Source organism: Flavobacterium sp. UGB4466 (genome assembly GCF_903469665.1).
In the GTDB taxonomy this organism is placed as follows: domain Bacteria; phylum Bacteroidota; class Bacteroidia; order Flavobacteriales; family Flavobacteriaceae; genus Flavobacterium; species Flavobacterium lipolyticum.
In genome coordinates this window covers 1-25,001 of the sequence record NZ_CAGKLC010000032.1, presented here as the reverse complement: position 1 = coordinate 25,001, position 25,001 = coordinate 1, and the positions used below count along the sequence as shown (strand labels likewise).

Genomic DNA, 25,001 nt, shown 5'->3' with positions numbered 1-25,001 from the left:
AGTTTTAAAATAAAACCGCCGATTTAAATTTTAAATCGGCGGTTTCTTTATACCAACTCACAAGTTGGAACTTGAATTGTAGCCAGTTCCAGTTTGTAAAAATCGAATTGGTATTTGATTTTTTCGGGATCTTCCTGAAAATAGAAAGAAGACGCAAACAAATTTTCATAATAGGCAATTCCTTCTAAGAGATTAGCTTTAAAAACAGTCCATTTCTTTAATTGGGCATTGGTGATTTCTCCCGAAATATTATTTATTTCATTCCTAAAATAGTCGATATACATTTTTAATTCCTTTACAAACAGATTAGGCCTGTTATTAGCCCTCAGGATGGAATTATTCCCATAAATATGTGCCAGCATATCAGACAAAGAAACTTCTTGGTCAAAATAGGCCATATTAGGGCCCGGACAGATAACAACTCCCTGTGCCTGACCTTTTATCTGGATATCATTTTCTAAATAGGACGCATTGGCCAATCCGACACATAAACAGGCTTTTTCGGTGATCGAAAACTGTTCTCTCTCATAAGCTTCCTTCGAAAGACTATTTTTTTTAGCAGCCAATTCTTCCAGTTTAATGTCCTGGAATTTTTTCGACGCTGTACAAATTCCATGTGGATCATATTCCTTACTCAAGGCCAGGAATTTTTTCGGGCAGGAACTTCCTGCTTTATTTTGCTCGATTCTTTTTTGCTTTAAAGCCTCATTTGTAGTGCCTTTTAAAGTATTAAACGGAACTCCTAATGGAGAAATGTGGCTCAGATACAAGTCTTTTTCTTTGGCATCCATTAATAATTTGCGAGTCGCCGGGTCTACAGAAGTCGCTTCGGGAACCAGTAAAAAAGGTGATCCCCATCCTACAGAGTCTACTTCGTAATTTTGCAATAAAAAATCGTGTTCTTCGGCAGTACCTACGCCTCCCTGAACCGTAATTTTCAAAGGCAATGGTACTTCAGGGACATGAACTTGTTTTTGCTGTAATACTTTTGTCATCAATTCATGTGCAGACTGAATGAGCTGATTCTTTTTCTGTTTGAATTCTTCTAAAATCGGACCTAGTAAAAGGCCTTCAGTGGCAAAAGCATGTCCGCCGCAGTTTAGTCCTGATTCTATGCGGTATTCAGAAACCCACAGGCCTTTTTTGGCTAGAAAATTTCCCTGTATCATAGCCGATCTGAAATCGCTGACTTTTAGAATAATTCTCTTTTTAAGTTCGTTTTTACTATTGGGAAAGAAATCCGTAAAATTTTCGAAATAGCTGTACAATCTTGGATTCATTCCGGCAGAAAGTACCACTGAAGATTCAAGATCACTATTAGCGAAACCTCGCAAAGCGGCATGAGCATCATTAAATTCAATGGGAAGCTGTTCGTTTTTTTCAAAATTATCTTTGTCGATTTTGGTCATAATGTTCACGTCAATACAACCGGGTGAAAGATGAGATTCGATATAGTTTTGAATGTTTTCCTTAAAAGAAATCCCGTCCTCCAATAAATTCTGAAACCCCTTTTTGATGTCGGAAGTATTCGGTAACATTGTAATATAATTTTCTACCGCAGTCTTACTTTCGATTAATTCCGTTTTAAAATTTTCAAATTTCTCTTTCACAATTTTATCGACCAAATTGAGATACGAGGTAATGCGCTGTGCCCTGTAGTCCTGAAATTTTTGACTGATCTCCTCGTAGGGAAAATTAAATTTAGTACTGTAAAAATTACGCATCTTCTCAATTAGATCATCATCAGCGATAGAAACTACAGATGAAATACCAAATTGTGCCACTCGAATTGGACTGTCGATTGTATATGCGAGACCCATTACAGGGATATGGAAAGTGTGTATCGATGGTTTTGCCATTTGTTTTTAAATTAAAATAAAAGCAAAGGTTGGGAAAATAAAATTCAAAAAACCTGATAAATATCAGGTTTGCAGTTTGTTATTCTTCAACTGCATTCGGAATGTTATTTTAAAGTAGAAAGTTAATCCATTAATTTTTAAAAGATTTTACTGCGATCAAAAAGACGCCTATTATAAAAGGAGCAAAAAAAATCTGTAAAATCTGCGTGAAACAAAAAACCACTCCCAAACATAGTTGATTTTAAATACATAAATTTAGACTTTTAAAAGCGATGTTTCTTAAAGTATTTTAAATTTAAGGGACATCATTACAAAAACATTGATCCTTATACGTTTCATAAATATGAGAAAAATTAAAAAAATTCTGTTGGTTTTATTGGTATTGATTGTTATTCTTGGGATTGGTCTTTGTGCCTACATTTTTCATCTGAAGCCTAAATACGAAGGTGAAGTACAACTCAAAAACCTCCAGAAAGAAACCACGGTGTATTTTGATGATTTTGGAGTGCCTCATATTTATGCCGATTCTGAAAAAGACGCGATGACAGCACTTGGTTATGTTCATGCGCAGGAACGATTATGGCAAATGGAATTACTTCGAAGAATTGCACCCGGACGATTATCAGAAATCTTTGGATCGGTTGCACTAAAAAATGATAAATTTTTCTCCGGAATCGGTATAGAAGAAGCTTCAGCAAAAGCCATAGCAAAATTAGATCCGAACAGTCAGAGTTATAAAATGACCATGGCTTATCTGGACGGGATAAATCAGTACATGGAAGAGGGAGTAACGCCGATTGAGTTTACCCTGGTAGGAGTGAAAAAAGAAAAATTTACCATAAAAGACGTGTATAATATTTTTGGTTATATGTCTTTTAGTTTTGCAATGGCGCAAAAAACAGATCCTTTGTTAACTTTTATTCGTGATAAATACGGCGTTGCATATTTAAAAGATTTAGGGATCGAGGGAGAGTTTAATACGACCAGGATCAAAAACTCAAAAGAGAATATCGAAGAATATACCACCATTTCAAAGTCGGTAGCGGCATTGCTGGAGAATTCGCTTATTCCTCCTTTTGTGGGAAGTAACAGCTGGGTTGCCGGTCCTACTAAAACGAAAAGCGGAAAAGTGATTTTTGCAAATGATCCGCACATTAGCTTTTCACAGCCAGGAACCTGGTATGAAGCACATTTGGTAACACCGGATTTCGAATTGTACGGCTGTTATCTGGCCGGAACGCCGTATCCGCTATTGGCGCACAATCGCAATTATGCTTACGGACTGACGATGTTCGAGAATGATGATATCGATTTTTATCAGGAAAAAAATAAAGAGGGTGATTCTAATCAATATCAGACACCAACAGGTTTTGCGACTTATACGGCGATTAAAAAAACGATAAAAGTAAAAGATACGTCAGATGTTGTTCTGACGGTTAAATCAAGCCGTCACGGGCCTATCATGAATGATGTGCTGGATCGCTTAGGAAAAAAGAATCCTATTGCAATGTCGTGGGTGTATACACAACAGCCCATCCAGATTTTAGATGCCGTTTATGGACTTTCGCATGCTAAAAATAAAGACGATTTCAGAAAAGCAGTTTCGCTTGTAGCGGCACCGGGTTTGAATGTGATGTATGGTGATGCTAAAGGAAATGTGGCATGGTGGGCAACCGGAGCACTTTATAAACATGATAAAGGAGTGAATACCTTTTTTATTTTGGATGGTGCCAGCGGTAAAGACGATATTAAAGAACATTTAGATTTTTCGAAGAATCCTTCTGCCGAGAATCCAAAATGGGGTTATGTGTATTCTGCCAACAATCAGCCTGAGGCTATCGATGGCTTTTTATATCCGGGATATTATTTGCCGGAGGATCGTGCCAAAAGAATTTCAGGTTTAATGGAGGCAAAATCAGATTGGGACAAAGAAGCCATCAGTAAGATGATTTTTGATAATACGTCACTGGTTTCACCGGGAGTGGTGCAACGTTTAATTTCGACTGTAGCCGGAAGTTCGCTTTCAGCAGAAGAAAAAGAAGCGATAAACGCTTTGCAATCATGGAAAGGAACCAATAATACGGAGGATGTTGGACCAACGATTTACAACAAATGGGTTTATCTGTATCTGAAAAATACTTTTGAAGACGAGATGGGAGCCGATAACTTTAGTTTGTATCTTGATACCTCACTGGGGAAACAAATCATTGCAAGACAAATTCAGAATGAAAATTCTGTTTGGTGGGACAACATCAAAACCAAAAATGTAAAAGAAACCAGAAGTGATATTGTTTCGAAATCCTTCCATGAAGCCATAGCGGAACTTCAGGAACAATTTGGAAATCAGGTCGCAGATTGGAACTGGGGTAAAGCACACACCGTAGAACATGAACATCCTTTAGGGAAAATAGCAGCTTTGCGCCGTTTGTTTAATGTAGGGCCATTTGCAGCTCCGGGATCGAATGAAGTAATAAACAATCAGTTTTTCGGATTCAATAAGGAAGGGAAGTATCACGTAAAAGGCGGGCCATCAACCAGAAGAGTAGTGGATTTCTCGGATATCGAAAATAGCTGGAGTATTTTGCCAACAGGACAATCCGGTAACCCGTTTAGTAAACATTATGACGATCAGGCCGAGATGTACAATGCCGGTAAATTCAGAAAGATGAAACTGAACAAAGAAGAGATCATTAAAACATCCACCAAATTAGTTTTGAAACCAAAAGCGAAGTAGTGCTTTTGGTTTCGAGTTTCAGGTTTCGAGTTTCAGGTTTCAGGTTTCAAGTTGCACGTTTCAGGTTTCACTTGTACCTGCCGGGAAATAGTTTTTTTAGTTTTAGGATTACTGGTTTTACCGCAAAGTGAGCAAAGTCTTTTCGCAAAGTTTCTTTTGCGTTTTTATGATTACATCTTTGTCAAAGTGTAAGCTTTGACAAAGATTGGAACCTCAGAACCTCAGAACCTCAGAACCTCAGAACCTCAGAACCTCAGAACCTCAGAACCTCAGAACCTCAGAACCTCAGAACCTATTTATACCTTCCCCGAACAATATCATTTGCAAATATTTCGAGGTTATAACCCAGTGCATCGTTGGTGACCATGACATTGGTTGTTTGATAGACAGTATCTTTCTGATAGGTTTTTAAAAGTGTTTCCAATTCTATTTCATTATAAAAAGCAAACATATTATAAACAGCATCCCGGAAGTTTTTGTAGTTGATACTCTCCGTTATTTCAATCGTTTTTTGATCGTTCCATTTTTCTTTAAGGGCAGCTTCACTAATAGTTGCCAGACAAAAATCGGTCACATAATTTTTATAATGGGCAGCCTCGACAATTTTATCAATGATAATTTTGTTTTGCTGACTGGGCATCGGGACGGTCTTGGTTGAGGTTTGAGCACTAGCGATAAGCGGAATAAACAGGCATAGTACGAGTACTAAAAGAGTTTGTGTCTTTAATTTTTTCATAGGTTAATAAAAACAGTTCACAACAGTTCTTGTTGTAAATCATGTTGATTTGAGGGTTTACTATTGTTTTTTTTGGGCAGCGCTAAAATAGTATTTTTAATATTTAATTGCCGAATGTGACTGTTAGAAATTGTAACAAAAAAAACTCCGCTAAAATTGATTTCAAATCAATTTTAGCGGAGTTTTTAAAGAGGTTTGTTAAGAATTATTTCGTTTTGTTTTTTGAAATTTCTTCTAAGACCTTTTTTCCGTTTTCATTGGAAGGATCCAGTTCAACTGATTTGGAATAATTTGCAATCGCAAGCTTTTTATCCCCATCAGCCAGATAGGCCTCTCCTAAACTATCATAGACATTTCCAGATTTTGGAAAAGTCTCCGCATTAATTTTAAAAACTTCAATAGCTTCTTTCTTTTTTCCGCTTTGCAGCAATTGATAGCCGGCTTCGTTCATATCGTTTTCTTTAATAACAAAAGTGGGATCATTCTTTAGTTTTTTATAAGTATCAATCCCGGCTGTGACACCTTTTGTAGAGAAAATATCCAATAAATCAATTGCCAATGATTTTCTGGCAGGTTTATAAGGCTGGTTGTATAAAATAGCACGAATAGCAGTGTTCATTTCACCCAAAACAGTATTACCTGTATTGTTAAGTAACACCACTAGAATTTTATCGGCAGGAACGCGTGAAATGAGCGTGTTAAATCCGTTAATTCCTCCACCGTGCTCCGTAACTTTCAGTTTATCTTTGCTGCCATTATTAGCCTCTGAAATAAACCATCCGTAACTGTAAAAATCACCCCAGGCTTTTACATACGGTTTAAAAAGAGACTCCATAGATTTTTCTGAAAGCAATTTAGTCGTATAAAGTGCCTGATCCCATAAATATAAATCTTCGACAGTAGAATACAAAGATCCCGCGGCATATGGGATACTCATGTCAATGAAAGAAGAATTGACAAAATTTTTGCCTTGTTTTTCATAACCCGCTGCTCTGTTTTTAAGGATCACTTCACTATGATCAAAGCCTGTGTTTGCCATTTTTAAAGGAGTAAGAATAGTTTCCTGCAAATATTGTTCGTAGGTTTTGCCGGTAACTTTTTCGATAATATACCCCAAGAGGAAATATCCGGAATTACTGTAGTTGAATTTTTCACCCGGTTTAAATTCCAGAGGAAGTTTATTAAATGTTTTTACAAAGTCTTCCGGAGTATAAGGATTGCGGCTTTTATCTCTAAGAAAATTTGGTGTAGCAGTATAATTTGGAATTCCTGAAGAATGTGTTAGTAAATGATGAAGCGTTATTTTGTCGCCGGTTTCTTTAGGGTAATCCGGTAAGTAAGTAGTGATAGGGACGTCTAGTTTTAGTTTTCCGTCATCGACTAATTTTAAGATTAAAAAAGCGGTAAATTGTTTGGTGATCGAGCCTAATCTGAATTTGGTATTAGGCTGATTCGGAATATCCCATTCCATATTGGCTGAGCCAAATCCTTTTTTAAAAATTACCTTTCCATTTTCGGCAACCAGTGCCGAACCATTAAATTGGCCATATTGATGGTAGGTACTTAATAATTGGTCAATTTGTTTTCCTTTGTCCTGTGCGGAAGTAATGTTCAAAGCGAAAAACAGTAGAATAACACTAAGAACAACTAGTTTGATTGGTTTCTGCATATTGATTGATGATTAAGGTTAGTAAATCAGTGATTGATTTTTGATTTGATGATTGAAACTCTTTAATCTGTTCAGGATTATGTCGTTGTCTTTGGTTAGACGACGAATTTTCAATTATGTTTCAGGATCAATACTTTTTTATCTTTTTCTTAACACTCTAGCAGGAGAGCATAGGCCGAGAACTGCCAGGAACTACTATATATACGCCTATGCTCATAACTAACAAATTTCTTTTGAACCAATAATAGGTTTATGCAAATAGAACTTTACTTAACAACAACACAATAAGAATACATAATTTTACCATAGATTTCCGAATAATGATTTTGTACACATCACTTTTTTGAATTGAGATTTACTTGGTTTCAATCTCGATTATTTGCTTCCCTTTTTCACCCATATAATGGGTAAGGATTTTTTCGTAAACCTTATATCCATCATCAACATTGGTAAAAATAATCAGACCTTGTTTGGTTTTTGGAAGTAACAGAAAAATCGTCTGAACCCCATTGTCAGCACCGCCATGAGACAAAGCAAAATCGTCATTCCCTAAATCATAAATCTCAAAGCCTAAACCAAAATATTTATTCTTTTTAGTTTGAACCTGATGTGCTGTCATGTCTTCATAAACTTTTTGACTCAAACCGTCACTGTTCATCACGCTGCATAGAAATGTCCCGTAATCTTCAAGGGTTGTGAGCAAGTCATCGGCTGCACTTGCCGTTTTATTTTTGGTAGGCTCGTAAGCATTCCCTTTATTGTCATAACCGATGGCACATCTTGAAACATCGGTTATGGCATTCCATGTAAATTTGGTATCATTCATTTTTAACGGTTTAAGAATTAATTCATCCGCTAATTGATCCAATGATTTGTGAAACTTTTTTTCCAGAGCTTTTCGCAAATATTCCATGCCTTCTCCTGAGTATTGGTATTTTGTTCCGGGTTTGAATTTGAAATCCAGTTTACCGGATTCGTTCATATACCTCCAATTCGGAAAACCGGTTTGGTGACTTAAGACAATTCTCGTCGTTAATAATTTAGTATTCGCATCATTTGCGATATCCGGATCTGTCCAGTATTTGTAAAGTGGTTCGTCGAGATTCCATTTTCCGGAACTTACTAATTTTAAAGCGACCATTGCAGTAATTGGCTTAGTCAGAGAAGCCACATTCCAAATCGTATTGTAGGGTGCTGCAACTCCTTTTTTAAGTTCACCAAAGACTTTTACTTCTTGTAGTTTTCCCTCATTGATCACACCAATACCCAGTGCTGGAACATTATTCTGAACCAGCCATTTTTTAATGGCTTCATCGTTGTCAAAAATATCCGATTTGGTACCCGCTGTATTGGCCTCCTGATGATCGTAGCTTAGAGATCTTTTAAGTTTCCAATCACCATTTTCTAAAATCCATAGGTGAGTAAATCGCGCAGTACTGCCAAATTTTTCTTTGGCATCTGCAAAAGATTCGTTTTTGCCTATTGATTTTTCGTAGAATTGGTGAATTCCCATTTGTATAGCGCCATACAATACGCCTTTGTTATAGAGGGGGTAAACTTCGGTACTGCCAGGAACCAGGTACCTTCTGGCTTTGTAAGTTTCAACCGATTTGCATAAGCCTTTTTTGAGATTGACTAAAAAAAGTGCCTTATCTGAAGGACCGTCCTTGTCGTGATAAAATTCAAAACCGTCACTGTAAAGATTTTCAAACTGGCTAATGTCGCAGGTATTAAAGCCAATATTAAAAAGAAGGCTGTCTCTTGACATAATCGTTTTGTACAATGCTGAGTTTTTTTCTTCCTGAGAAAATCCGGTTTGGAAGTGGAAAAGTAATATTCCAATTAAAAAAACTTTTAACGGGAAAAGAGATGGATTGATTTTCATTTTATATTAATTTTGATTGATTGATGATTTTGCAATAGTACTGCAATCTAAAACCTAAAAATTGTACAAATGCGAAAATCTTATCTTTTTTTAGAAAGAAAGTACAAACTAGAGTTGAATGTTTTTGGAGTTGTTTTCATGACTCCTTTAAATTGTTTTATAAAATGCGACTGGTCAAAATACTTATTGTAAAGAGCAATCTCTGTCAGACTGAGTTTCTCAGGATTCGAATGTACCATCTGATCTACTGATTTTCTGAACTTCAGAATTTGAATGTATTTTTTAATCGTAAGCCCTGTTGCCGTTTTAAACTTCATCTGCAACAACCGTTGAGAGACTCTTAAAATCCCGCTAATTTCGGAAACTGAGATTTCTTCGTCATGATGTCTGATAATTTCGCAGATTCTTTCGATGGTATTTTTCTCTGAATGTAAAGCAGACAATTTTTCAAAATAAACATTTATAGCCTGCAATAAATTTTCAGCAACAGCATCAGTTTGTATTTTAAAGGGAAGCTCTTCGGGAGTAATCCTGATAATCGAATCGCTAAAATGGCTCAAATCATATTGCGGATACATCGAAAGCGTCCAGGGCTGCAATTGAATGATGGTTACTTTGGTTTTAGGTCTTATGTTGACCAAAACCTTGTTCGTCATTTGCGAACAAAAGTAAAAGCCTTCGTTCATTTCATATTTTCGCTTACTAGTGTGAACTTCTATGTGGGTTCCGCTAACAATAGCAAGATTAAAACAGCCGTTGGGTAAGACAAGCTTATTTTCAACTGTTGTTTCACCATTGCCATTATCCAGACACCAGATTTTGGTAACAAACCGCTCGCTTTTTTCGCTTACATAATGTTCTGAATAGAGGTTCATTTTGAGATTATGTTTTGATGAGTTGTGACCTACGATTTTTCGACGGTACAATACAGTAAATAATTTTGAATTCTTTCTAAAAGTCTTTTTTCTAAATAAGCGTTACCGCCTTTAAGTGTATTTAGTATTTGTACCGCTTGTTTATGATATTCTCTTATCTTTTCCACACTCCAGTTTTCTGGTGGAACCTGTAAATTAGTTATTCTGTCAGCTAATTTCACAGCCCATACCTCTTTTGATAATGCTTTAATTCGGGCCAGACTGTCGGTCATTCTTTCTTCTTTAGGTATTTTAGAATTCTTGGTTAGTGCCAGGACGGCCTGAGCAATTTCTTCATCAAATTCCGCTGCAAGTTCTTCAAATGTAGTTGCTGTATCTTCAAGAATATCGTGGAGTAATGCAATTTGAATTGCAAATGCAGTATTAAAAGATGTTGTGTTTTGCGAAGCAAATAGAATCTCCATGGTTACATTGCTTAAATGAACAACATACGGTAAATTGGTTCCGGGAATTACTTGATTTTGATCGGCATGTCTTTTGGCAGCAAATTTTAGGGTTCTTTGATAGATCGTCTGCAATTCAGTCATAGAAGAGGTACTTTAGAATAAGCTAAAGTACCATTTTTCTATCACAATAATTGAGGCGCTTTTCTTATATAAATTCAGGGAAGTAATTCGTTTTAACTGCTTGCCAGTCTTCGGGAATAATACTGTAATAAACGTCATCTTTGCTTTTTCCTTCCGAATCGATATAGTTATTTCTAAAAAGACCTTCTTTAGTTGCTCCTAGTTTTTCAATCGCCCGTTGTGACTTTTTGTTTTCAAGATCAGCACTCAATTGTATTCTTCTAAATTGAATGACTTCAAATCCAAAATTTAACAATTCAAATTTACAGGCTTTGTTTAAACCGGTTCCCTGAAATTTTTCCCCGTACCAGGTCCAGCCAATTTCACACTTCTGACTAGCATGATTCAGGTAACCGTATCTGGTACTTCCTGCAACCCGATTGGTCGTTTTATCAATGATTAAAAAAGGATAACAAAGCCCGGCGGCTTTTTGCTGTAAAGTATTTTGAATGTAATTTTTAAAATCTTTTTCATTGCGAACATACATACCCATGTATTTCCAGATCCCATCATCAAAAATGATTTCTCTGAGTTCTGTATTTCTTTCGCTCTCAAACGGAATTAATAGTACTTTTTCGTTTTCCAGAATAATTTCTGATTGTAAAATTGTGCTGTCCATGATGGGGATATATATTAAGGTAAAACCGAAAGCGAATGTAAGAGTTTAATTTTTTCAGATAAATTGAATAAAATAACATTTTGTTATATTTTTGAATTAACTCTGAATTTTGGCAAAAATCGAAACGGTTGTGAGTCGGTACAGTAAATAATTTATTTATTTTAAAGCTTATGTACAATTATTACTTATTTTTACGATCTTATATTTAGATTTTTCTTGATGCAAACTCCACTAAAAATTGCTGTTGTTGGTTCCGGATTAGTAGGATCACTCTTGTCGATTTATCTTAAAAAAGCAGGTCATACCGTTCATGTTTATGATCGTAGTCCTGATATCCGTAAAATTAATTTCTCAGGCCGTTCTATAAATCTGGCAATGTCAAACCGGGGCTGGAAAACGCTTGATGGTGTTGGTGTTGGAGATGCCGTTCGGGAAATCGCTATCCCAATGGACAAACGTGCCATTCACTTGGTTGATAAACTCAATTTTCAGAACTACGGTCAGGAAGGCGAGTCCATTTATTCCATTTCCAGAGGAACTTTAAACCGGAAAATGATTGATCTTGCAGAAGAAGCCGGTGCAGAATTTCTTTTCGAACAAAAAATCTGGGACGTAACGTTAAATGATGCTACGTTACATATAGGTGAAACCGAAAGAGGAGAGTGGGAAGAGAAAAAATACGATATGGTTTTTGGTGCCGATGGTGCTTTCTCGAGAATACGACACCGAATGCAGCGTCAGAACATGTTCAATTATTCCCAGGAATTTTTGAATATGGGGTACAAAGAACTAAACATTCCGGCAAATGCAGACGCTTCACATAAACTAGACAAGAACTCTTTTCATATATGGCCTCGTGGCGAGTACATGTTAATCGCACTCCCTAATCTCGATGGAAGTTTTACTTGTACTTTGTTTATGCCTTTTGAAGGCGAAAATTCATTTGCATCGCTTAAAGATCGTAAAATGGTTGAAGACTTCTTTTTGAAGAATTTCCCCGACTCGATCGAAGTAATCCCGAAACTAGCCGAAGATTTCTTTAAAAATCCAACCAGTACTTTGGTAACCATGAAATGTTTTCCGTGGACATACGAAGATAAAATTGCTTTAATCGGAGATGCTTGTCATGCAATTGTTCCCTTTTACGGACAAGGTATGAATGCGGGTTTTGAAGATATTACCATTTTAAGTGAAATGATCGCAAAGTATGGAGACGACTGGAAGAAAATCTTCTCGGAGTATCAAATTTCACGTAAACCGAATGCCGATGCTATTGCCGAATTGTCTTATCGAAATTTCATGGAGATGAGTACCAAAACGGCCGATGAAAAATTCTTATTGCAAAAGAAAATCGAAAAAGCATTCTCAGACAAACATCCTGATAAATGGATTCCACTTTACAGTCGTGTAACTTTTAGTGATCGCCCGTATTCCGAAGCCCTGGCAATTGGCGATTTTCAAAATGTAATTATGGAACAAGTTTTACGAATAGAAAATATTGAAAACATCTGGAACAGTCCGGAAGTAGAAAATAAGATTCTGGAATTATTGCAAAAATAGATCGATTACAATAGCAATATCAAAAAACAATATCAAAAAGCAATGTCAAAAGTCAATTTAAAATTAGTATTGACATTGCAATTGATTTTTGATATTGACATTGGCATTGCCATTGATTTTTGATAAGTTATTTCTTGAATATTTTTGATAAAACTCCAAAAACACCTCTTATAAAGGTAGCGCTGGTAACCACTTTTAAAACCGATTTGCCAACTACACTTGCTGTACTTGGTTCAGATTTAGATGATTTTGTCGGTGTTTCTTCTTCCTGTTCTGCAGCCGCCTGAGTGGCGTCTTCAATTTTCTTATTCAGAATTTCATAGGCGCTCTCCCGATCAATTTCTTCAAGGTATTTTTTTACGAGTTTCGATTTAGTATTGATTCCTTCAATTTCATCAGCAGTTAAAACATCCATTCGACTCATAGGCGCGCGCATCATAGTCGCTACAAGTGGAGTAGGGACTCCCTTTTCATTTAATGCCGTTACCAAAGCCTCTCCAATTCCTAAACTGGTTAGTAACTCATCTGTCTTATAATAAGGAGAAGTTGGATAATTGTCTGCTGTTTTTTTAATCGCCTGACGGTCATTGGCAGTAAAAGCCCTTAGCGCATGCTGAATTTTCAAACCCAATTGTGCCAATACACCACTCGGGACATCCATTGGATTCTGAGTTACAAAATAAATCCCAACTCCTTTAGAACGTATTAGTTTTACAATCGTTTCAATTTGTTCCAGAAGAGCCTTGCTGGCTTCATTAAAAATCAAATGTGCTTCATCAATAAAAATAACCAGCTCAGGTTGCACAACATCTCCTTTTTCCGGCATTTGCTGATAAATCTCTGCCAATAAACTCAGCATAAAAGTCGAGAACAATTTAGGTTTGTCCTGAATATCCGTCAAACGAATAATGTTTACGTAACCCTTACCGTTTTCATCAATTCGCATTAAATCATCAATTTCAAACGAAAGTTCACCAAAGAACAAGTCACCGCCTTGCTGCTCTAATTCTATGATTTTTCTCAGAATCGTTCCTGTGGTTGCGGTTGAAATTTTACCATAATTGGCAGATATTTCATCTTTGCCTTCCTCGGTAATATAATTGAGGACCTTTTTTATATCCTTTAAATCTAAAAGCGGCATTTTATTATCATCGCAATATTTAAAGATAACGGCAACCACACCTGCCTGAGTATCATTCAGGTCTAATATTCGGGAAAACAATACCGGTCCGAACTCCGAAACAGTAGCTCTTAAGCGAACTCCGTTTTGTTTAGAAAGTGACATTAATTCAACAGGAAAAGAAGCTATATTATAAGGTATGTTTATTTTAGCATGACGTTCCGTTATAAAACCTTCTTCTTTACCCTCTTTAGCAATTCCACTAAAGTCACCTTTAATATCCATCATCAAAACAGGAACTCCCACATTTGAAAGCTGCTCAGAGAAAACCTGTATCGTTTTGGTTTTTCCGGTTCCCGTTGCCCCTGCGATCAGCCCGTGGCGGTTTAATGTTTTTAAAGGGATTTTGACATGAGCTTCTCCAAGTGGTTCTCCGTCCAGAATGGCACTTCCGAGAACAATACTGTCGCCCTTTGTAGAATAGCCATTGTTGATATCCTGAATGAAATTGTCTTTTTTATTCATGTTTTTATTTGTAATTTAGATGATTATAAGAGGTTTGCTAGGTTTATTAACATTTTAGGCTGTTTTTCTTTAGTAGGAAAAAACTTTTTTGGGTTAAAAAAAATATAAAAAACAATTTCGCAACTTTTTAAGAAGATATCAATGGAATGTTTGAATATTTACTAAAACGTTGTAATTTTCCCATTATTAGCCCTTATTTTTGTTTTATCTAAAAAATGATATCGGCAATTTAATGAGATATTTTTTAAATTGACGTTAAATTTCCTTCAATTAAATTAAAAAAAGTTTTTTTATTTAAACTAAACGTATAAATTTGCTCCTCTACAAGTTAAATATAACTAAAAAATAAAATTATTTAAAACTATTAAAATTAAAAAAAATGGCAAACGTTAAAGTTAAAAAAGAAAGCACTTCAAACGGAGGAGGAATGATCACTGGAATCATTATTGTAGCGTGTATTTTAGTTGGGGTGTTTATTTGGAAAGTAATCATGGGAGATGCAGCTAACTTTGAAGGTGGAAATCCAGAAACTGGTCACCCTATCAATACATTAGGACAGGTTTATAAAGGAGGTTTTATCGTACCAGTATTATTAGGTATGTTTTTAATGGTTGTTGTTTTTTCTATTGAAAGATTTATTGTTATCGGTAAAGCTGCTGGTAAAGCTAACTTAGATACATTTATGAAAAATGTACAAGGAAGTATTAAAGAAGGAAACATCGAGGCTGCTATTGCTTCATGTGACAAACAACAAGGTTCAGTTGCAAATGCAATTAAATCTGCTTTGATTAAATATCAAGATGTTAAAAAAGAAGGTTTCAACAGTGAAGAAGCTTCAGAAGTAATCCACAAAGAAATCGAAGAGGCAACTTCATTAGAAATGCCAATGTTAGAAAAAAACATGACTATTATCTCTACTTTAGTATCATTAGGAACTTTAGGAGGATTATTAGGAACAGTATCTGGTATGATTAAAGCGTTTGGTGCGTTAGCTTCTGCTGGAACTCCAGACCAGGCTGCTCTTGCAACAGGTATTTCTGAGGCACTTATCAACACTGCAACAGGTATCTCTACTTCAATCTTAGCGATCGTTTCTTACAACTTCTTTACTGCTAAAATTGATGATTTAACTTACTCTATCGATGAGGCTGGTACTACAATCGTAAATACTTACAGAAGATTCAGAGGAAGTTTGAAACAATAATTAATTTTTGATATTATATAATTAATTATTTATCAAAATAAAATAAAAGAGAATGGCTAAAATAAAAATGAAAAAAAAGTCAACATCGACAGATATGACTGCCATGTGTGATGTTGCGTTCCTTTTGCTTACGTTCTTTATTTTGACCGCTACTGCTAAGGTGCCAGAAGCACTTCCTGTAGACATGCCTTCTTCTACTGTTCAAAGTAAATTACCAGATTCTGATTTGGCAATTATTACGATAGGTAAAGGAGCAGACGGAAAAAGCAAAGTGTTTTTTGATATCAAAGGAAGAGAGATTCGTAAAAGAACTCTTGAAGGAATGGGAGCTAAATTTGGTGTGACTTTCTCAGAAGATGATAAAACTAAATTTGCCTTAATGGATGACTTCGGTGTACCAGTAGCAAATTTGAAACAAATTATCGCTATGAAAGCTGCGGATAGAGTGAAAGCTGATCAACCTGGAATTCCAATTGATTCTTTAGACAATCAATTAAAAGAATGGCTTTTGGTTTCAAGAAGAGCCGCAATTGACCTTGATGATAAAGAATTGCAGATTGCGATCAAAGGTGACGCTAAAGAGCAGTATCCACAAATCAAAAAGATTATGGATATTTTACAAGATCAAAAAATCAATTCCTTTAACTTAGTTACAGGTATGAGAGGAAAAGACTTTTAATTAAAAAAGATACACTAAAATGGCTGAATTAAATACCGGCGACGGTGGTGGCGGAAAAGGTGGTAAAGTAAGAAGTAAAAAGCAAAACTCGAAAGTCGATTTAACGGCGATGGTAGATTTGGCATTCTTATTGATCACATTCTTTATGTTAACCACATCGTTGTCAAAACCTCAATCGATGGATTTGTCTTTACCAGATAAAGATCCAGACGATAAGACACCTCCAGTTAAAGTTGATGAGAATCGTACAATGACTGTTATGATGGGGGAAAACAATAAAATGGTATATTATATGGGATTATTGGCAACACCTAAGGTTGGGCCTAAAGATATTGCATATGGTAAGGATGGTATTCGTAAGGAGTTATTGAAGCAAAAGAAAGAAGTATTAGCTTATTCTGCTGCTTTAGGAAAACCTAAGAATGGAATTATAGTTATCATTAAGCCAACTAAAAAAGCAACTTACCGCAATTTAGTTGATATGTTGGATGAGATGGCTATCACTGGAGTAGATACTTATGCTATCGTTCCTGAGTTTTCACCTGAGGAAACAAAATTGATTGATAAACAATAAGGGTTGTCTTTTTTTGAACCTCCTAATAATCAAGAAAAATGAAATTAGATATAATTAAAAATCAGTGGCTTGATATCGTATTCGAAGGGCGTAATAAGATATATGGTGCATATGAGTTAAGAAAATCGAACGGTAAGACGACTGTAAAGTCTCTTATTATTGGATCGGTTATTTTTAGCTTTGCTGTAGCGGCTCCTCTTATTGCAAGCTTACTTCCAGATTCTAGTGAAGAAGATGTGAATAATGATATCAAGATAGCGACAGTAAAATTACCTCCTAAAAAAGAGGAAGTAAAGCCAAACCAACCGCCACCACCACCACCACCACCAAAAGTGGATCAGGTGAAGTTCGTGAAACCGGTCGTTGCTAAGGCAAATGAAGTTACTGAAGATCCTCCGAAAATTGAGGAACTTAAAGATAAAAAAGTTGGTAACGAAACCATCAAAGGAGATCCGGATGCAGTTTTAACTGTTGATGAGCCAGTTGGTAAAGGACCAGTTACAGAGATCATTGCAGAAGATAACAACGTTTATAATACTGCAGGTATCGAAGTAAAACCAGATTTCCCTGGAGGAATTGAGAAATTCTACAAATTCGTAGGAAACAATTACAAGACTCCGGAAGAAGAAGGTTTAAAAGGTAAAGTTTATGTTACTTTTGTAGTTGAAAAAGACGGTTCATTAACCGACATTAAAGTTTTAAGGGATATCGGTTACGGTACAGGAGCAGAAGCAATTCGTGTTCTTAAAAAGTGTCCAAAATGGACTCCCGGCGAGCAAAATGGTAAAAAAGTTAGGGTACTTTACTCTCTGCCTATTACTATTCAATCTGCAGAATAATGTTAAAAGGTATACTTAATAATATTCAGAAGAAATCGCTCAAAGAGCGATTTCTTCTTGTTTTAGGAATACTGTTCTTTTTAATATATCTTGTACTCGGTTTAATGATCATGTTTTGGGAGAAACTTCCGCTAAATATGGAGCAAAAGTATAGATATGCTTTTGGAGGATTATTGATAGTGTATTCGGCCATTCGTTTTTTGAGATTAATTAATTCAAACGCAGAATAATTATGTTAAAGTATAGTAAGATTGCAGGCTTGGTTGTTTTTGTTTTTTTGTTTGCCATGTGCAACCAAAAAAGTAAAAACGATAAGGAAACAATTTTAAAAGGAGCAATCGATATTACTGTCGATGAAACTGTAAAACCTATTGTGGACGATCAGGTTGCTGTCTTTGAAGGAACTTACTACGATGCAAAGATTACGGTAAAACCTAAGTCAGAAGCTGAGCTTATAAATGATTTGCTCAATCAGAAAGCTGCAGTAGTGGTGACAACAAGAGATTTGACTAAAGAAGAATTGGCTAAATTCGAAAAAAGTAAAATAAAACCCAGAGTTACCCCTTTTGCGACAGATGCAATAGCTTTTATTTCGAACAAAGGCAATAATGATACATTAATAGCGTTGAAAACGGTAATCGATTTTATGCAGGGCAAACCTGATGCAAGAATTAAAGGACTGGTGTTTGACAATCCAAATTCAAGTACCGTACGTTATATGAAAGAATTGGCTAAAGTTAATGATGTTCCTGTAAAAGGAGTGTTTTCTTTTAAAACGAACGATGAAGTTATTAAATTTGTATCTGAGAATGATGGTATGATTGGGGTAGTTGGTGTAAACTGGCTTTCTCAACCGTCACCAAAAATGGCAGAAGTGCTTAAGAGAATAAATGTGATGAGTGTTAAGGGATTAAACAGTAATCAATATTACAGCCCAACTCAGAATGATCTTGCAGAAGTGAAATACCCTTTGGCACGTGATTTGTTTATCATAAATTGCCAGGGTTATTCTGGCTTAGGAATGGGATTTGCATCCTTTATTGCCGGCGATATTGGACAGAGGATAGTTTTGAAATCAGGGTTGTTACCGGTTAGAACTCCTGGAAGAAAGCTTAAAATAAGGAATCAAATAGTAAAAGATAAAGAATAAATTAATTACAATTAGAGATGAATAAATTTAAAATTTTTAGTCTTGCCTTAGTTGCTTCAGCTACTGTAGTAAAAGCGCAAGATATCAAAGAAGCTAAAAAAGCAATCGATGCTGAGCAATTTCAAAAAGCAAAGTCATTGCTAAAATCAATCATCAAAGCAAAGCCTTCTGATGGAGAAGCTAATTTTGTTTTAGGTAATGTGTATTTAAATCAGGCAATCATTGATTCTGCTAAAATTTATTATGCAAATGGTTTACAGGCATCAGATAAGAAAAACTTAAATTATATTGGATTAGGTCAGTTAGATCTTGATGCGAAGAATGCTGCTGCAGCTCAGGCAAATTTTGCTTTAGCTACAAAAGATATGAAACGTAAAGATGTAGAGGAATTTATTTACATTGGTAGAGCTTACATGAATTCTTCTACACCTGATTATACAAATGCTATAGCTGTTTTGAAGCGTGCGTTGGTAATTGATCCTCAAAATGCAACGGCACTTTTAGCTATTGGTGATGCATACTACGGAGCGAACAATCAAAACGATGCTTACAAGGCATACCGTGATGCGTTTACAGCTGATCCAACACTTTTAAGAGCAAAAATGCAACTAGGAGTTTTATTAAAAGGGGCTAAATCTTATGATGAAGCAATTAAATCTTTTAATGAAGTTATTGCTTTGAGTGCTAATTATGGTCCGGTTTACAGAGAGTTAGCGGAGACTTATTATAAATGGGGAAGAAATAAACCATCTACTTCTAAAGTTAACATGCAAAATGCAATTACAAACTACGAGAAGTACTTAAATCTTACGGATTACTCTTTAGACTCTAAAATGCGTCACGCAGATTTCTTGATCTTGGTTAAAGATTACAAAAGTTTAGAGACTGTTGCAAACAAAATGATTGCTGAGGATAAGGTAAATCCTAGAATTTTCAGATATTTAGGTTATGCTGCTTTTGAGAATGGAAATGTTGATGTAGCAATCAAATCTATTGAAGATTATATCAAAGTGCCTTCTAACAAAGTAATTGGTAGAGATTATTTGTATTTAGGTTTGTCTAAGATTAAAAAAGGAACCGCAGCTGACGGAACTGTTGATCAGACTTCTTTTGATGCTGGTGTAGCTGATATCAAAAAAGCGATCGAACTAGAGCCTTTGGTGGTTGAGGAATTATCTGATTTAGGAAAAGCTTTGTTCGGGAAAAAACAATTTGCTCAGGCTGCTACTGTTTTAGAGCTTGGAACAACGAACAAAGAGTCTAAAAACTACTTAGATGATAATATTTACTACGGTATTTCTCTTTATTATGCTAACGCAAATAAAACAAATGGAGCTGCAGATGCTGTAGCTTTAGGAAAAGCGGATGTTGCTTTTGACAGAATCTTAGAAGCTTCTCCAACTTATAATGAGGCTTACTTGTACAAAGGTAGAATCAACAACTTGTTAGAAAAAGATGATTTAATCATTAAAAACTACGAAGAGTACGTAACAAGAATTACGGCAAAAGGTGCTGAAGAATTGGCTAAGCCGGCTACAGTTAAAAAAGTTGTAGAAGCTTACAATAGTATCGGTGCTAGTTATGCAAATACTGATAAAGCAAAAGCAATTGAATATTTCAATAAGAGTTTAGCTTTAGATCCTGCAAATGCTTACGCTGCACAATCTGTAAAAGCTTTGAAATAATATAAATTTACAGTCAAATATAAAGCCGGTAGTTTCTTTAAACTATCGGTTTTTTTTGTTCCGTATTTAATTGACTATCTTTGCACTTTAAAATCGAATAATGTTATCAAAAGAAATACAATTAGAAGTAAATAAAGGAGCGATGTTGCCTTTGATGGAAGAATTTTATACCATTCAGGGAGAAGGTTTTCATACCGGGACTGCTGCTTACTTTATACGAATTGGAGGCTGCGATGTGGGTTGTCACTGGTGTGATGTGAAGGAAAGTTGGAATGCTGAGTTACATCCGCCAACTAGTATTGATTTAATTGTAAATAATGCATCAAGTCTGGCTGATACTGTTGTGATTACAGGTGGTGAGCCTTTAACTTGGGATATGAGTTTATTGACTCAACAGTTGAAGGATAAAAACATGAAAGTTCATATCGAGACCTCGGGAGCTTATCCGTTATCGGGTACTTGGGACTGGATTTGTCTTTCGCCTAAAAAAAATAAGCTGCCTACTCAAACGGTGTATGACAACGCACATGAGTTGAAAGTAATTATCTATAACAAACACGATTTTATTTTTGCAGAAGAACAAGCCGAGCTGGTAAATGACAACGCAATTTTGTTCCTTCAGCCAGAATGGAGCAAAAAAGAAGAAATGACGCCTCTGATTGTGGACTATGTGATGAACAACCCAAAATGGAGAGTTTCGCTTCAAACGCATAAATATTTAAATATTCCTTAAGGGGTATAAACAAAAAATCTCTTCAATTGAAGAGATTTTTTGTTTCTGGTAAATAGTATACACTGTGTAAAAAAGAAACATCAGATTTAGATCCAATTTTTAGTGTTCTTTAAATTTGTTATATGGGCCAGATGATGGCTGCTGTGCCAGGCATACATTCCAATGATTTGTTTGATTAGATATTCAGAGTTGTTTTCGGGATGAATAAATGATTTGTTTAAATCTTGTGGACTTAGATTTTTCATGATATAAGCCAGTCTGTAATGTAATCCTTCCAGTAATTGTAAGGTTGGTTGGATGGGCATGGTTAGATTGTCCTGTAATTCCGACCATAGTTTTTCATCATAAGCTTTTATTACAGGATTATTTTCAGTCAAAGCCCATTTTATTCTGATATAACAGTTCATGTGACTTTCGGCGCAATGATGAATTACTTGACGTACAGTCCACCCGTCCGGACGATAAGGAGTGTCTAGTTGTTCGTCGGTTAAATGAATTGTTTCTTTTTTTAATCTTTCAGGAAAAGATGCAATGATGGCGATACTATCAGAAATGTACTCCGAGGTATAATCTGTTGGGGTTTTAAACTTTCCGATTGGATATTTTAGTATTTCTAAATCTGTTTCGTTCATGTTTTGGTGTTTTATAAAGAAAGTTTAGCTAAATAATCGTAGTGGTCGCCTTCCAGGATAAGTTCACATTTTAATCCATTTGCATTAGCAGCATTTTGAAGAGTATTGTAGTCAAGGTATAACCAGTCGAAGGGTTCTTCTTTCTCGCCTTTATAAGAAATGTTGAACACAAGCTCTCCGTAATAATCATTATGAGATGGGATCCATTTTCCGCCATCTTCGTCTTCGTCAAACATGTAGATAATGTCTGAGCTGTCGAGTAAAATTTGTCCGCCCGGGTTGAGAAGTGTTTTTAGTTTAGAAAGATACTTGTTGCAATTGTCTAGTTTGCCAAAAATTCCGACTCCATTCATTAGTAAAATGATCGTATCGAATTTTTCCCCTTCAAAATCCAGGATATTTTTGACTATGGCATTTTTGACTCCGCGAAGCTTACAGGTTTCGATTGCATTTTTTGAAATGTCAATTGAAACAAGCTCCAGATTTCTGTCATTTTGTAAAGATAAGCTATGGCTTCCTGCTCCGCAGCCTACGTCCAGAGTTTTTCCGAAGGCTAATTGCAGTGCTTTTTGTTCGAGTTTAGGCATTTCATTGTACGAACGGAATAAATAATCCACACTCATTTCATCTTCTTCAGAAATCGAAGTTTCAGTGATAATATTCTCAGGTGAATTATGGGTTTGGAAATCGTACATGGCTTTCCCGAAAAGATCTTTCATTGTATTTTAGTTCAAAGTTTAAGGTTACAAGTTTAAAGTTGTTTAATTTTGCAGTTCAACTTTAAATCTTAAACTTGAAGCAAATTTTAAATAACTTAAATAAGTTAGCCAAAGATAAGCATATCGAAAACAAAAAGTATTTTGATAAGCTTAAAAAGAAACAGCCAAAGAATTTGGATTATGTGATGCAGGATTTGCATGACACCGAATTTAAAAAAACAGACTGCTTACAATGCGCGAATTGCTGCAAAACTACCGGCCCTTTGTTTACTTTGGCTGATATCGAAAGGATTTCGAAATCATTCCGACAAAAGCCGCAGCAATTTATCGAACAATATCTCAGAATTGATGAGGACAAAGATTATGTTTTAAAAAGTGTTCCTTGTACTTTTTTGGATAATGAGAATTATTGTATGATTTATGATGTTCGTCCGAAAGCATGCAGAGAATTTCCACATACAGATCGTAAAAAGTTTCATCAGATAGCGGACTTAACATTGAAGAATGTTGCTATTTGTCCTGCAGCATATAATATAGTGGAGGAAATGAAGAAAAAGCTTCCTTTGTAACCTTCTAAACATTTGATAATTGTTCTTAGAAGCAATTCATTTTTGCTTTTTAAAATGTACTTTTGATTCGAATGAACCGGAAACGGATGTAATTAATAATTTCAAGACAACATAAAATTTGAGTTTAGAATATTTCATAGCTAAAAGGCTAATTACTGCAAAAGATTTTAAGAGCAGTATTTCGGCGCCTATTATTAAAATTGCTATTTCGGCCATTGCTATTGGTATGATAATGATGATCGTTTCTGTTGCGACAGGGATTGGTCTTCAGAAAAAAATAAGGGATAAAGTTTCAGCTTTTAACGGGCAGATTATAATTTCAAACTACGATAATAACAATTCTGATGTTACTTTAATTCCTATTTCTAAAAAACAGGAGTTTTATCCTGAATTTAAATCAGTTCCTGAGGTGAGTCATATTCAGGCAATCGCTAGTAAAGCTGGAATTATCAGGACAGAGAATTCTTTTGAAGGTATAATCTTCAAAGGAGTCGGAGCGGATTACGACTGGAAAAATATAGAAGAGTATTTGGTGGAAGGAAGGTTACCTGATTTTTCAGCTGCTTTAAACGAAGATGTTCTGATTTCAAAATTCCTTGCAGATCGGCTTCATCTTAAAGTAGGTGATAATTTTAATACTTTTTTTATCAAAGAAGAACAAGGGAAAATGCCTAATAGCCGCCGATTCAGGATAGCGGGTGTTTTTAGTTCCGGTTTTCAGGATTTTGACGCCACCTATATATTGGGGGATATTAGACATATTCAAAGAATTAATAAATGGAGTCCCAATCAGGTTGGTGCTTTTGAGGTATTCATCAATGACTTTGATGCTATTAAAACAACGGGAGAAAAAATCTACGATCAAACATCGTCTAATCTGGATACCAAAACAATAATAGAGAAGTATAGTTATATATTTGATTGGTTGCAGCTTTTCGATTTTAATATCATAGTAATATTAGGGGTAATGATATTGGTGGCTACCATTAACATGGTTGTGGCGCTATTGGTTTTGATTTTGGAGCGCACTCAGATGATTGGGATTTTAAAAGCACTGGGAGCCAATAACTGGATGGTTCGTAAAGTGTTTTTATATAACGCGTTCTATTTGATTGTGCGGGGATTGTTTTGGGGGAATTTAATTGGTATTGCTTTGTTGTTAATTCAGCAGCAGTTTGGAGTGATTCGCTTAAATCCTGAAAATTACTATGTAAATCAGGCTCCGGTCTATTTTAATATTTGGCATATTGTTTTATTGAATTTGCTTACGGTTGGAGTTTGTTTTGTAGTACTGTTGATTCCTTCCTATATAATCACAAAGATTTCTCCGGTTAAAGCTATTCGTTTCGAGTAATTGTATTGTTCTGGAGTGTATATACAACCCTACAGGTTTTAAAACCTGTAGGGTTTGTTTTTTTACTACCTATATATAAGGAGTAATTCTGTCCAGCTGAGCGAAAATGCAAGAAAAGTAGTTTCTGTCCGGCTGAGCGAAGTCGAAGCTTGGTATTTGAGATTCTATACTATAATAGTAGTGTAGTTTTTGTCGAGCTGAGCGAAGTCGAAGCCTTTATCCGCTACTATCGGGGCTAGGGCATGGATTTTCAAAGGAAAGATCGGCCATAAAACAAAAACCTCGCGCGTTTGCGTCATTGCGAGATTAGTAAAAACCCAGTAAAAATGGGGCTTTGTATCTAAGAGTTTCATTTGAGAGAAGAAAAATCTTTCAAGCCTGAAAATAGTTTAATTTGTAAAAGAGGTGTTATCAGACTGTTAAGAAAAAGTTTTAAAAAAGATTAAAAATAAGTTTAGAAAAAGCTTGTGAAAGCGGATAAAGTGACTACTTTTGCACCCGCAACAGCGATAAACGTTCACCGAAATACTGACAAGCAAACGAATTAAGATGAAAAGAAATTTTCAAAAAAAGATTCGAAAAAGCTTGCGAGATTCGAAAACGGGTATTACATTTGCACCCCGCAAAACATGGGAAGTTCATTGAAAGATTGGTA

General features: G+C 35.6%; 22 protein-coding genes. 12 read left to right on the top strand and 10 right to left on the bottom strand.

The window, feature by feature from the left end; genetic code table 11:
• Positions 1-47: 47 nt before the first annotated feature.
• On the bottom strand, positions 48-1,859 hold the full coding sequence (locus tag JO950_RS10295; protein WP_202702559.1) for a hypothetical protein: 1,812 nt from the start codon (positions 1,857-1,859) through the stop codon (positions 48-50).
• A gap of 343 nt (positions 1,860-2,202) precedes the next feature.
• Here JO950_RS10295 and JO950_RS10290 point away from each other — a divergent pair, with 343 nt between their 5' ends.
• Entirely contained in the window at positions 2,203-4,593 is a 2,391-nt protein-coding gene (locus JO950_RS10290; RefSeq protein ID WP_202702558.1) for a penicillin acylase family protein, read from the top strand.
• A 292-nt stretch (positions 4,594-4,885) separates the two neighbouring features.
• On the opposite strand, the gene JO950_RS10285 is transcribed toward JO950_RS10290, so the two are convergent.
• The 6 genes from JO950_RS10285 to JO950_RS10260 all read right to left on the bottom strand — a co-directional run bounded on the left by JO950_RS10285 (position 4,886) and on the right by JO950_RS10260 (position 11,003).
• Positions 4,886-5,329, bottom strand: coding sequence for a hypothetical protein (locus JO950_RS10285; protein WP_202702557.1), 444 nt, complete (start codon positions 5,327-5,329; stop codon positions 4,886-4,888).
• Between the two features lie 205 nt (positions 5,330-5,534).
• Positions 5,535-6,998 carry a serine hydrolase domain-containing protein gene (locus tag JO950_RS10280; RefSeq protein ID WP_202702556.1) on the bottom strand — a complete coding sequence of 488 codons (1,464 nt, stop codon included), beginning with the start codon at positions 6,996-6,998 and terminating at the stop codon, positions 5,535-5,537.
• Between the two features lie 355 nt (positions 6,999-7,353).
• Entirely contained in the window at positions 7,354-8,883 is a 1,530-nt protein-coding gene (locus JO950_RS10275; protein ID WP_202702555.1) for a serine hydrolase, read from the bottom strand.
• Positions 8,884-8,963: 80 nt separating this feature from the next.
• Positions 8,964-9,758: an AraC family transcriptional regulator gene (locus JO950_RS10270; RefSeq protein ID WP_202702554.1), complete on the bottom strand. Its 795-nt coding sequence runs from the start codon at positions 9,756-9,758 to the stop codon at positions 8,964-8,966.
• A 29-nt stretch (positions 9,759-9,787) separates the two neighbouring features.
• Positions 9,788-10,345, bottom strand: a complete 558-nt coding sequence (locus tag JO950_RS10265; protein WP_202702553.1) for an HD domain-containing protein — start codon at positions 10,343-10,345, stop codon at positions 9,788-9,790.
• A gap of 64 nt (positions 10,346-10,409) precedes the next feature.
• On the bottom strand, positions 10,410-11,003 hold the full coding sequence (locus JO950_RS10260; RefSeq protein ID WP_202702552.1) for a GNAT family N-acetyltransferase: 594 nt from the start codon (positions 11,001-11,003) through the stop codon (positions 10,410-10,412).
• A 219-nt stretch (positions 11,004-11,222) separates the two neighbouring features.
• Here JO950_RS10260 and JO950_RS10255 point away from each other — a divergent pair, with 219 nt between their 5' ends.
• Positions 11,223-12,563 (top strand): NAD(P)/FAD-dependent oxidoreductase, encoded by a 1,341-nt coding sequence (locus JO950_RS10255; protein WP_202702551.1) that lies wholly within the window; start codon positions 11,223-11,225, stop codon positions 12,561-12,563.
• A 127-nt stretch (positions 12,564-12,690) separates the two neighbouring features.
• Here the strand turns inward: JO950_RS10255 and JO950_RS10250 are convergent, their stop codons facing one another.
• Complete coding sequence (locus JO950_RS10250; protein WP_202702550.1) at positions 12,691-14,208, bottom strand: helicase HerA-like domain-containing protein; 1,518 nt, start codon at positions 14,206-14,208, stop codon at positions 12,691-12,693.
• A gap of 379 nt (positions 14,209-14,587) precedes the next feature.
• Between JO950_RS10250 and JO950_RS10245 the strand changes: the two genes are divergently transcribed.
• From JO950_RS10245 to JO950_RS10215, 8 genes are all read left to right on the top strand, one after another.
• Complete coding sequence (locus tag JO950_RS10245; protein ID WP_017496148.1) at positions 14,588-15,412, top strand: MotA/TolQ/ExbB proton channel family protein; 825 nt, start codon at positions 14,588-14,590, stop codon at positions 15,410-15,412.
• Positions 15,413-15,464: 52 nt separating this feature from the next.
• Entirely contained in the window at positions 15,465-16,091 is a 627-nt protein-coding gene (locus JO950_RS10240; RefSeq protein WP_017496147.1) for a biopolymer transporter ExbD, read from the top strand.
• Between the two features lie 19 nt (positions 16,092-16,110).
• A complete protein-coding gene (locus tag JO950_RS10235; RefSeq protein WP_070906549.1) occupies positions 16,111-16,665 on the top strand; it encodes a biopolymer transporter ExbD in 555 nt (184 codons plus the stop codon).
• 38 nt (positions 16,666-16,703) lie between these two features.
• The gene (locus JO950_RS10230) at positions 16,704-17,504 is read left to right on the top strand and encodes an energy transducer TonB (RefSeq protein WP_202702549.1); all 801 of its coding nucleotides are present in this window, start codon (positions 16,704-16,706) and stop codon (positions 17,502-17,504) included.
• Positions 17,504-17,734 (top strand): hypothetical protein, encoded by a 231-nt coding sequence (locus JO950_RS22270; protein WP_017496144.1) that lies wholly within the window; start codon positions 17,504-17,506, stop codon positions 17,732-17,734. Before JO950_RS10230 ends, JO950_RS22270 begins: the two co-directional genes overlap by 1 nt.
• A gap of 2 nt (positions 17,735-17,736) precedes the next feature.
• The gene (locus tag JO950_RS10225; protein WP_202702548.1) at positions 17,737-18,654 is read left to right on the top strand and encodes a PstS family phosphate ABC transporter substrate-binding protein; all 918 of its coding nucleotides are present in this window, start codon (positions 17,737-17,739) and stop codon (positions 18,652-18,654) included.
• Between the two features lie 17 nt (positions 18,655-18,671).
• Positions 18,672-20,339, top strand: a complete 1,668-nt coding sequence (locus JO950_RS10220; RefSeq protein ID WP_202702547.1) for a tetratricopeptide repeat protein — start codon at positions 18,672-18,674, stop codon at positions 20,337-20,339.
• Between the two features lie 100 nt (positions 20,340-20,439).
• Positions 20,440-21,072 carry a 7-carboxy-7-deazaguanine synthase QueE gene (locus JO950_RS10215; protein WP_202702546.1) on the top strand — a complete coding sequence of 211 codons (633 nt, stop codon included), beginning with the start codon at positions 20,440-20,442 and terminating at the stop codon, positions 21,070-21,072.
• A gap of 86 nt (positions 21,073-21,158) precedes the next feature.
• On the opposite strand, the gene JO950_RS10210 is transcribed toward JO950_RS10215, so the two are convergent.
• Together JO950_RS10210 and JO950_RS10205 are read right to left on the bottom strand one after the other, a co-directional pair.
• On the bottom strand, positions 21,159-21,704 hold the full coding sequence (locus JO950_RS10210; RefSeq protein WP_202702545.1) for a YfiT family bacillithiol transferase: 546 nt from the start codon (positions 21,702-21,704) through the stop codon (positions 21,159-21,161).
• 11 nt (positions 21,705-21,715) lie between these two features.
• The gene (locus tag JO950_RS10205; RefSeq protein WP_202702544.1) at positions 21,716-22,423 is read right to left on the bottom strand and encodes a bifunctional 2-polyprenyl-6-hydroxyphenol methylase/3-demethylubiquinol 3-O-methyltransferase UbiG; all 708 of its coding nucleotides are present in this window, start codon (positions 22,421-22,423) and stop codon (positions 21,716-21,718) included.
• Positions 22,424-22,497: 74 nt separating this feature from the next.
• On the opposite strand from JO950_RS10205, the gene JO950_RS10200 reads away from it, so the two are divergent.
• Both JO950_RS10200 and JO950_RS10195 read left to right on the top strand, forming a co-directional pair.
• Positions 22,498-22,992 (top strand): YkgJ family cysteine cluster protein, encoded by a 495-nt coding sequence (locus JO950_RS10200; protein ID WP_202702543.1) that lies wholly within the window; start codon positions 22,498-22,500, stop codon positions 22,990-22,992.
• A 118-nt stretch (positions 22,993-23,110) separates the two neighbouring features.
• Positions 23,111-24,346, top strand: coding sequence for an ABC transporter permease (locus tag JO950_RS10195; protein ID WP_202702542.1), 1,236 nt, complete (start codon positions 23,111-23,113; stop codon positions 24,344-24,346).
• Positions 24,347-25,001: the final 655 nt, after the last annotated feature.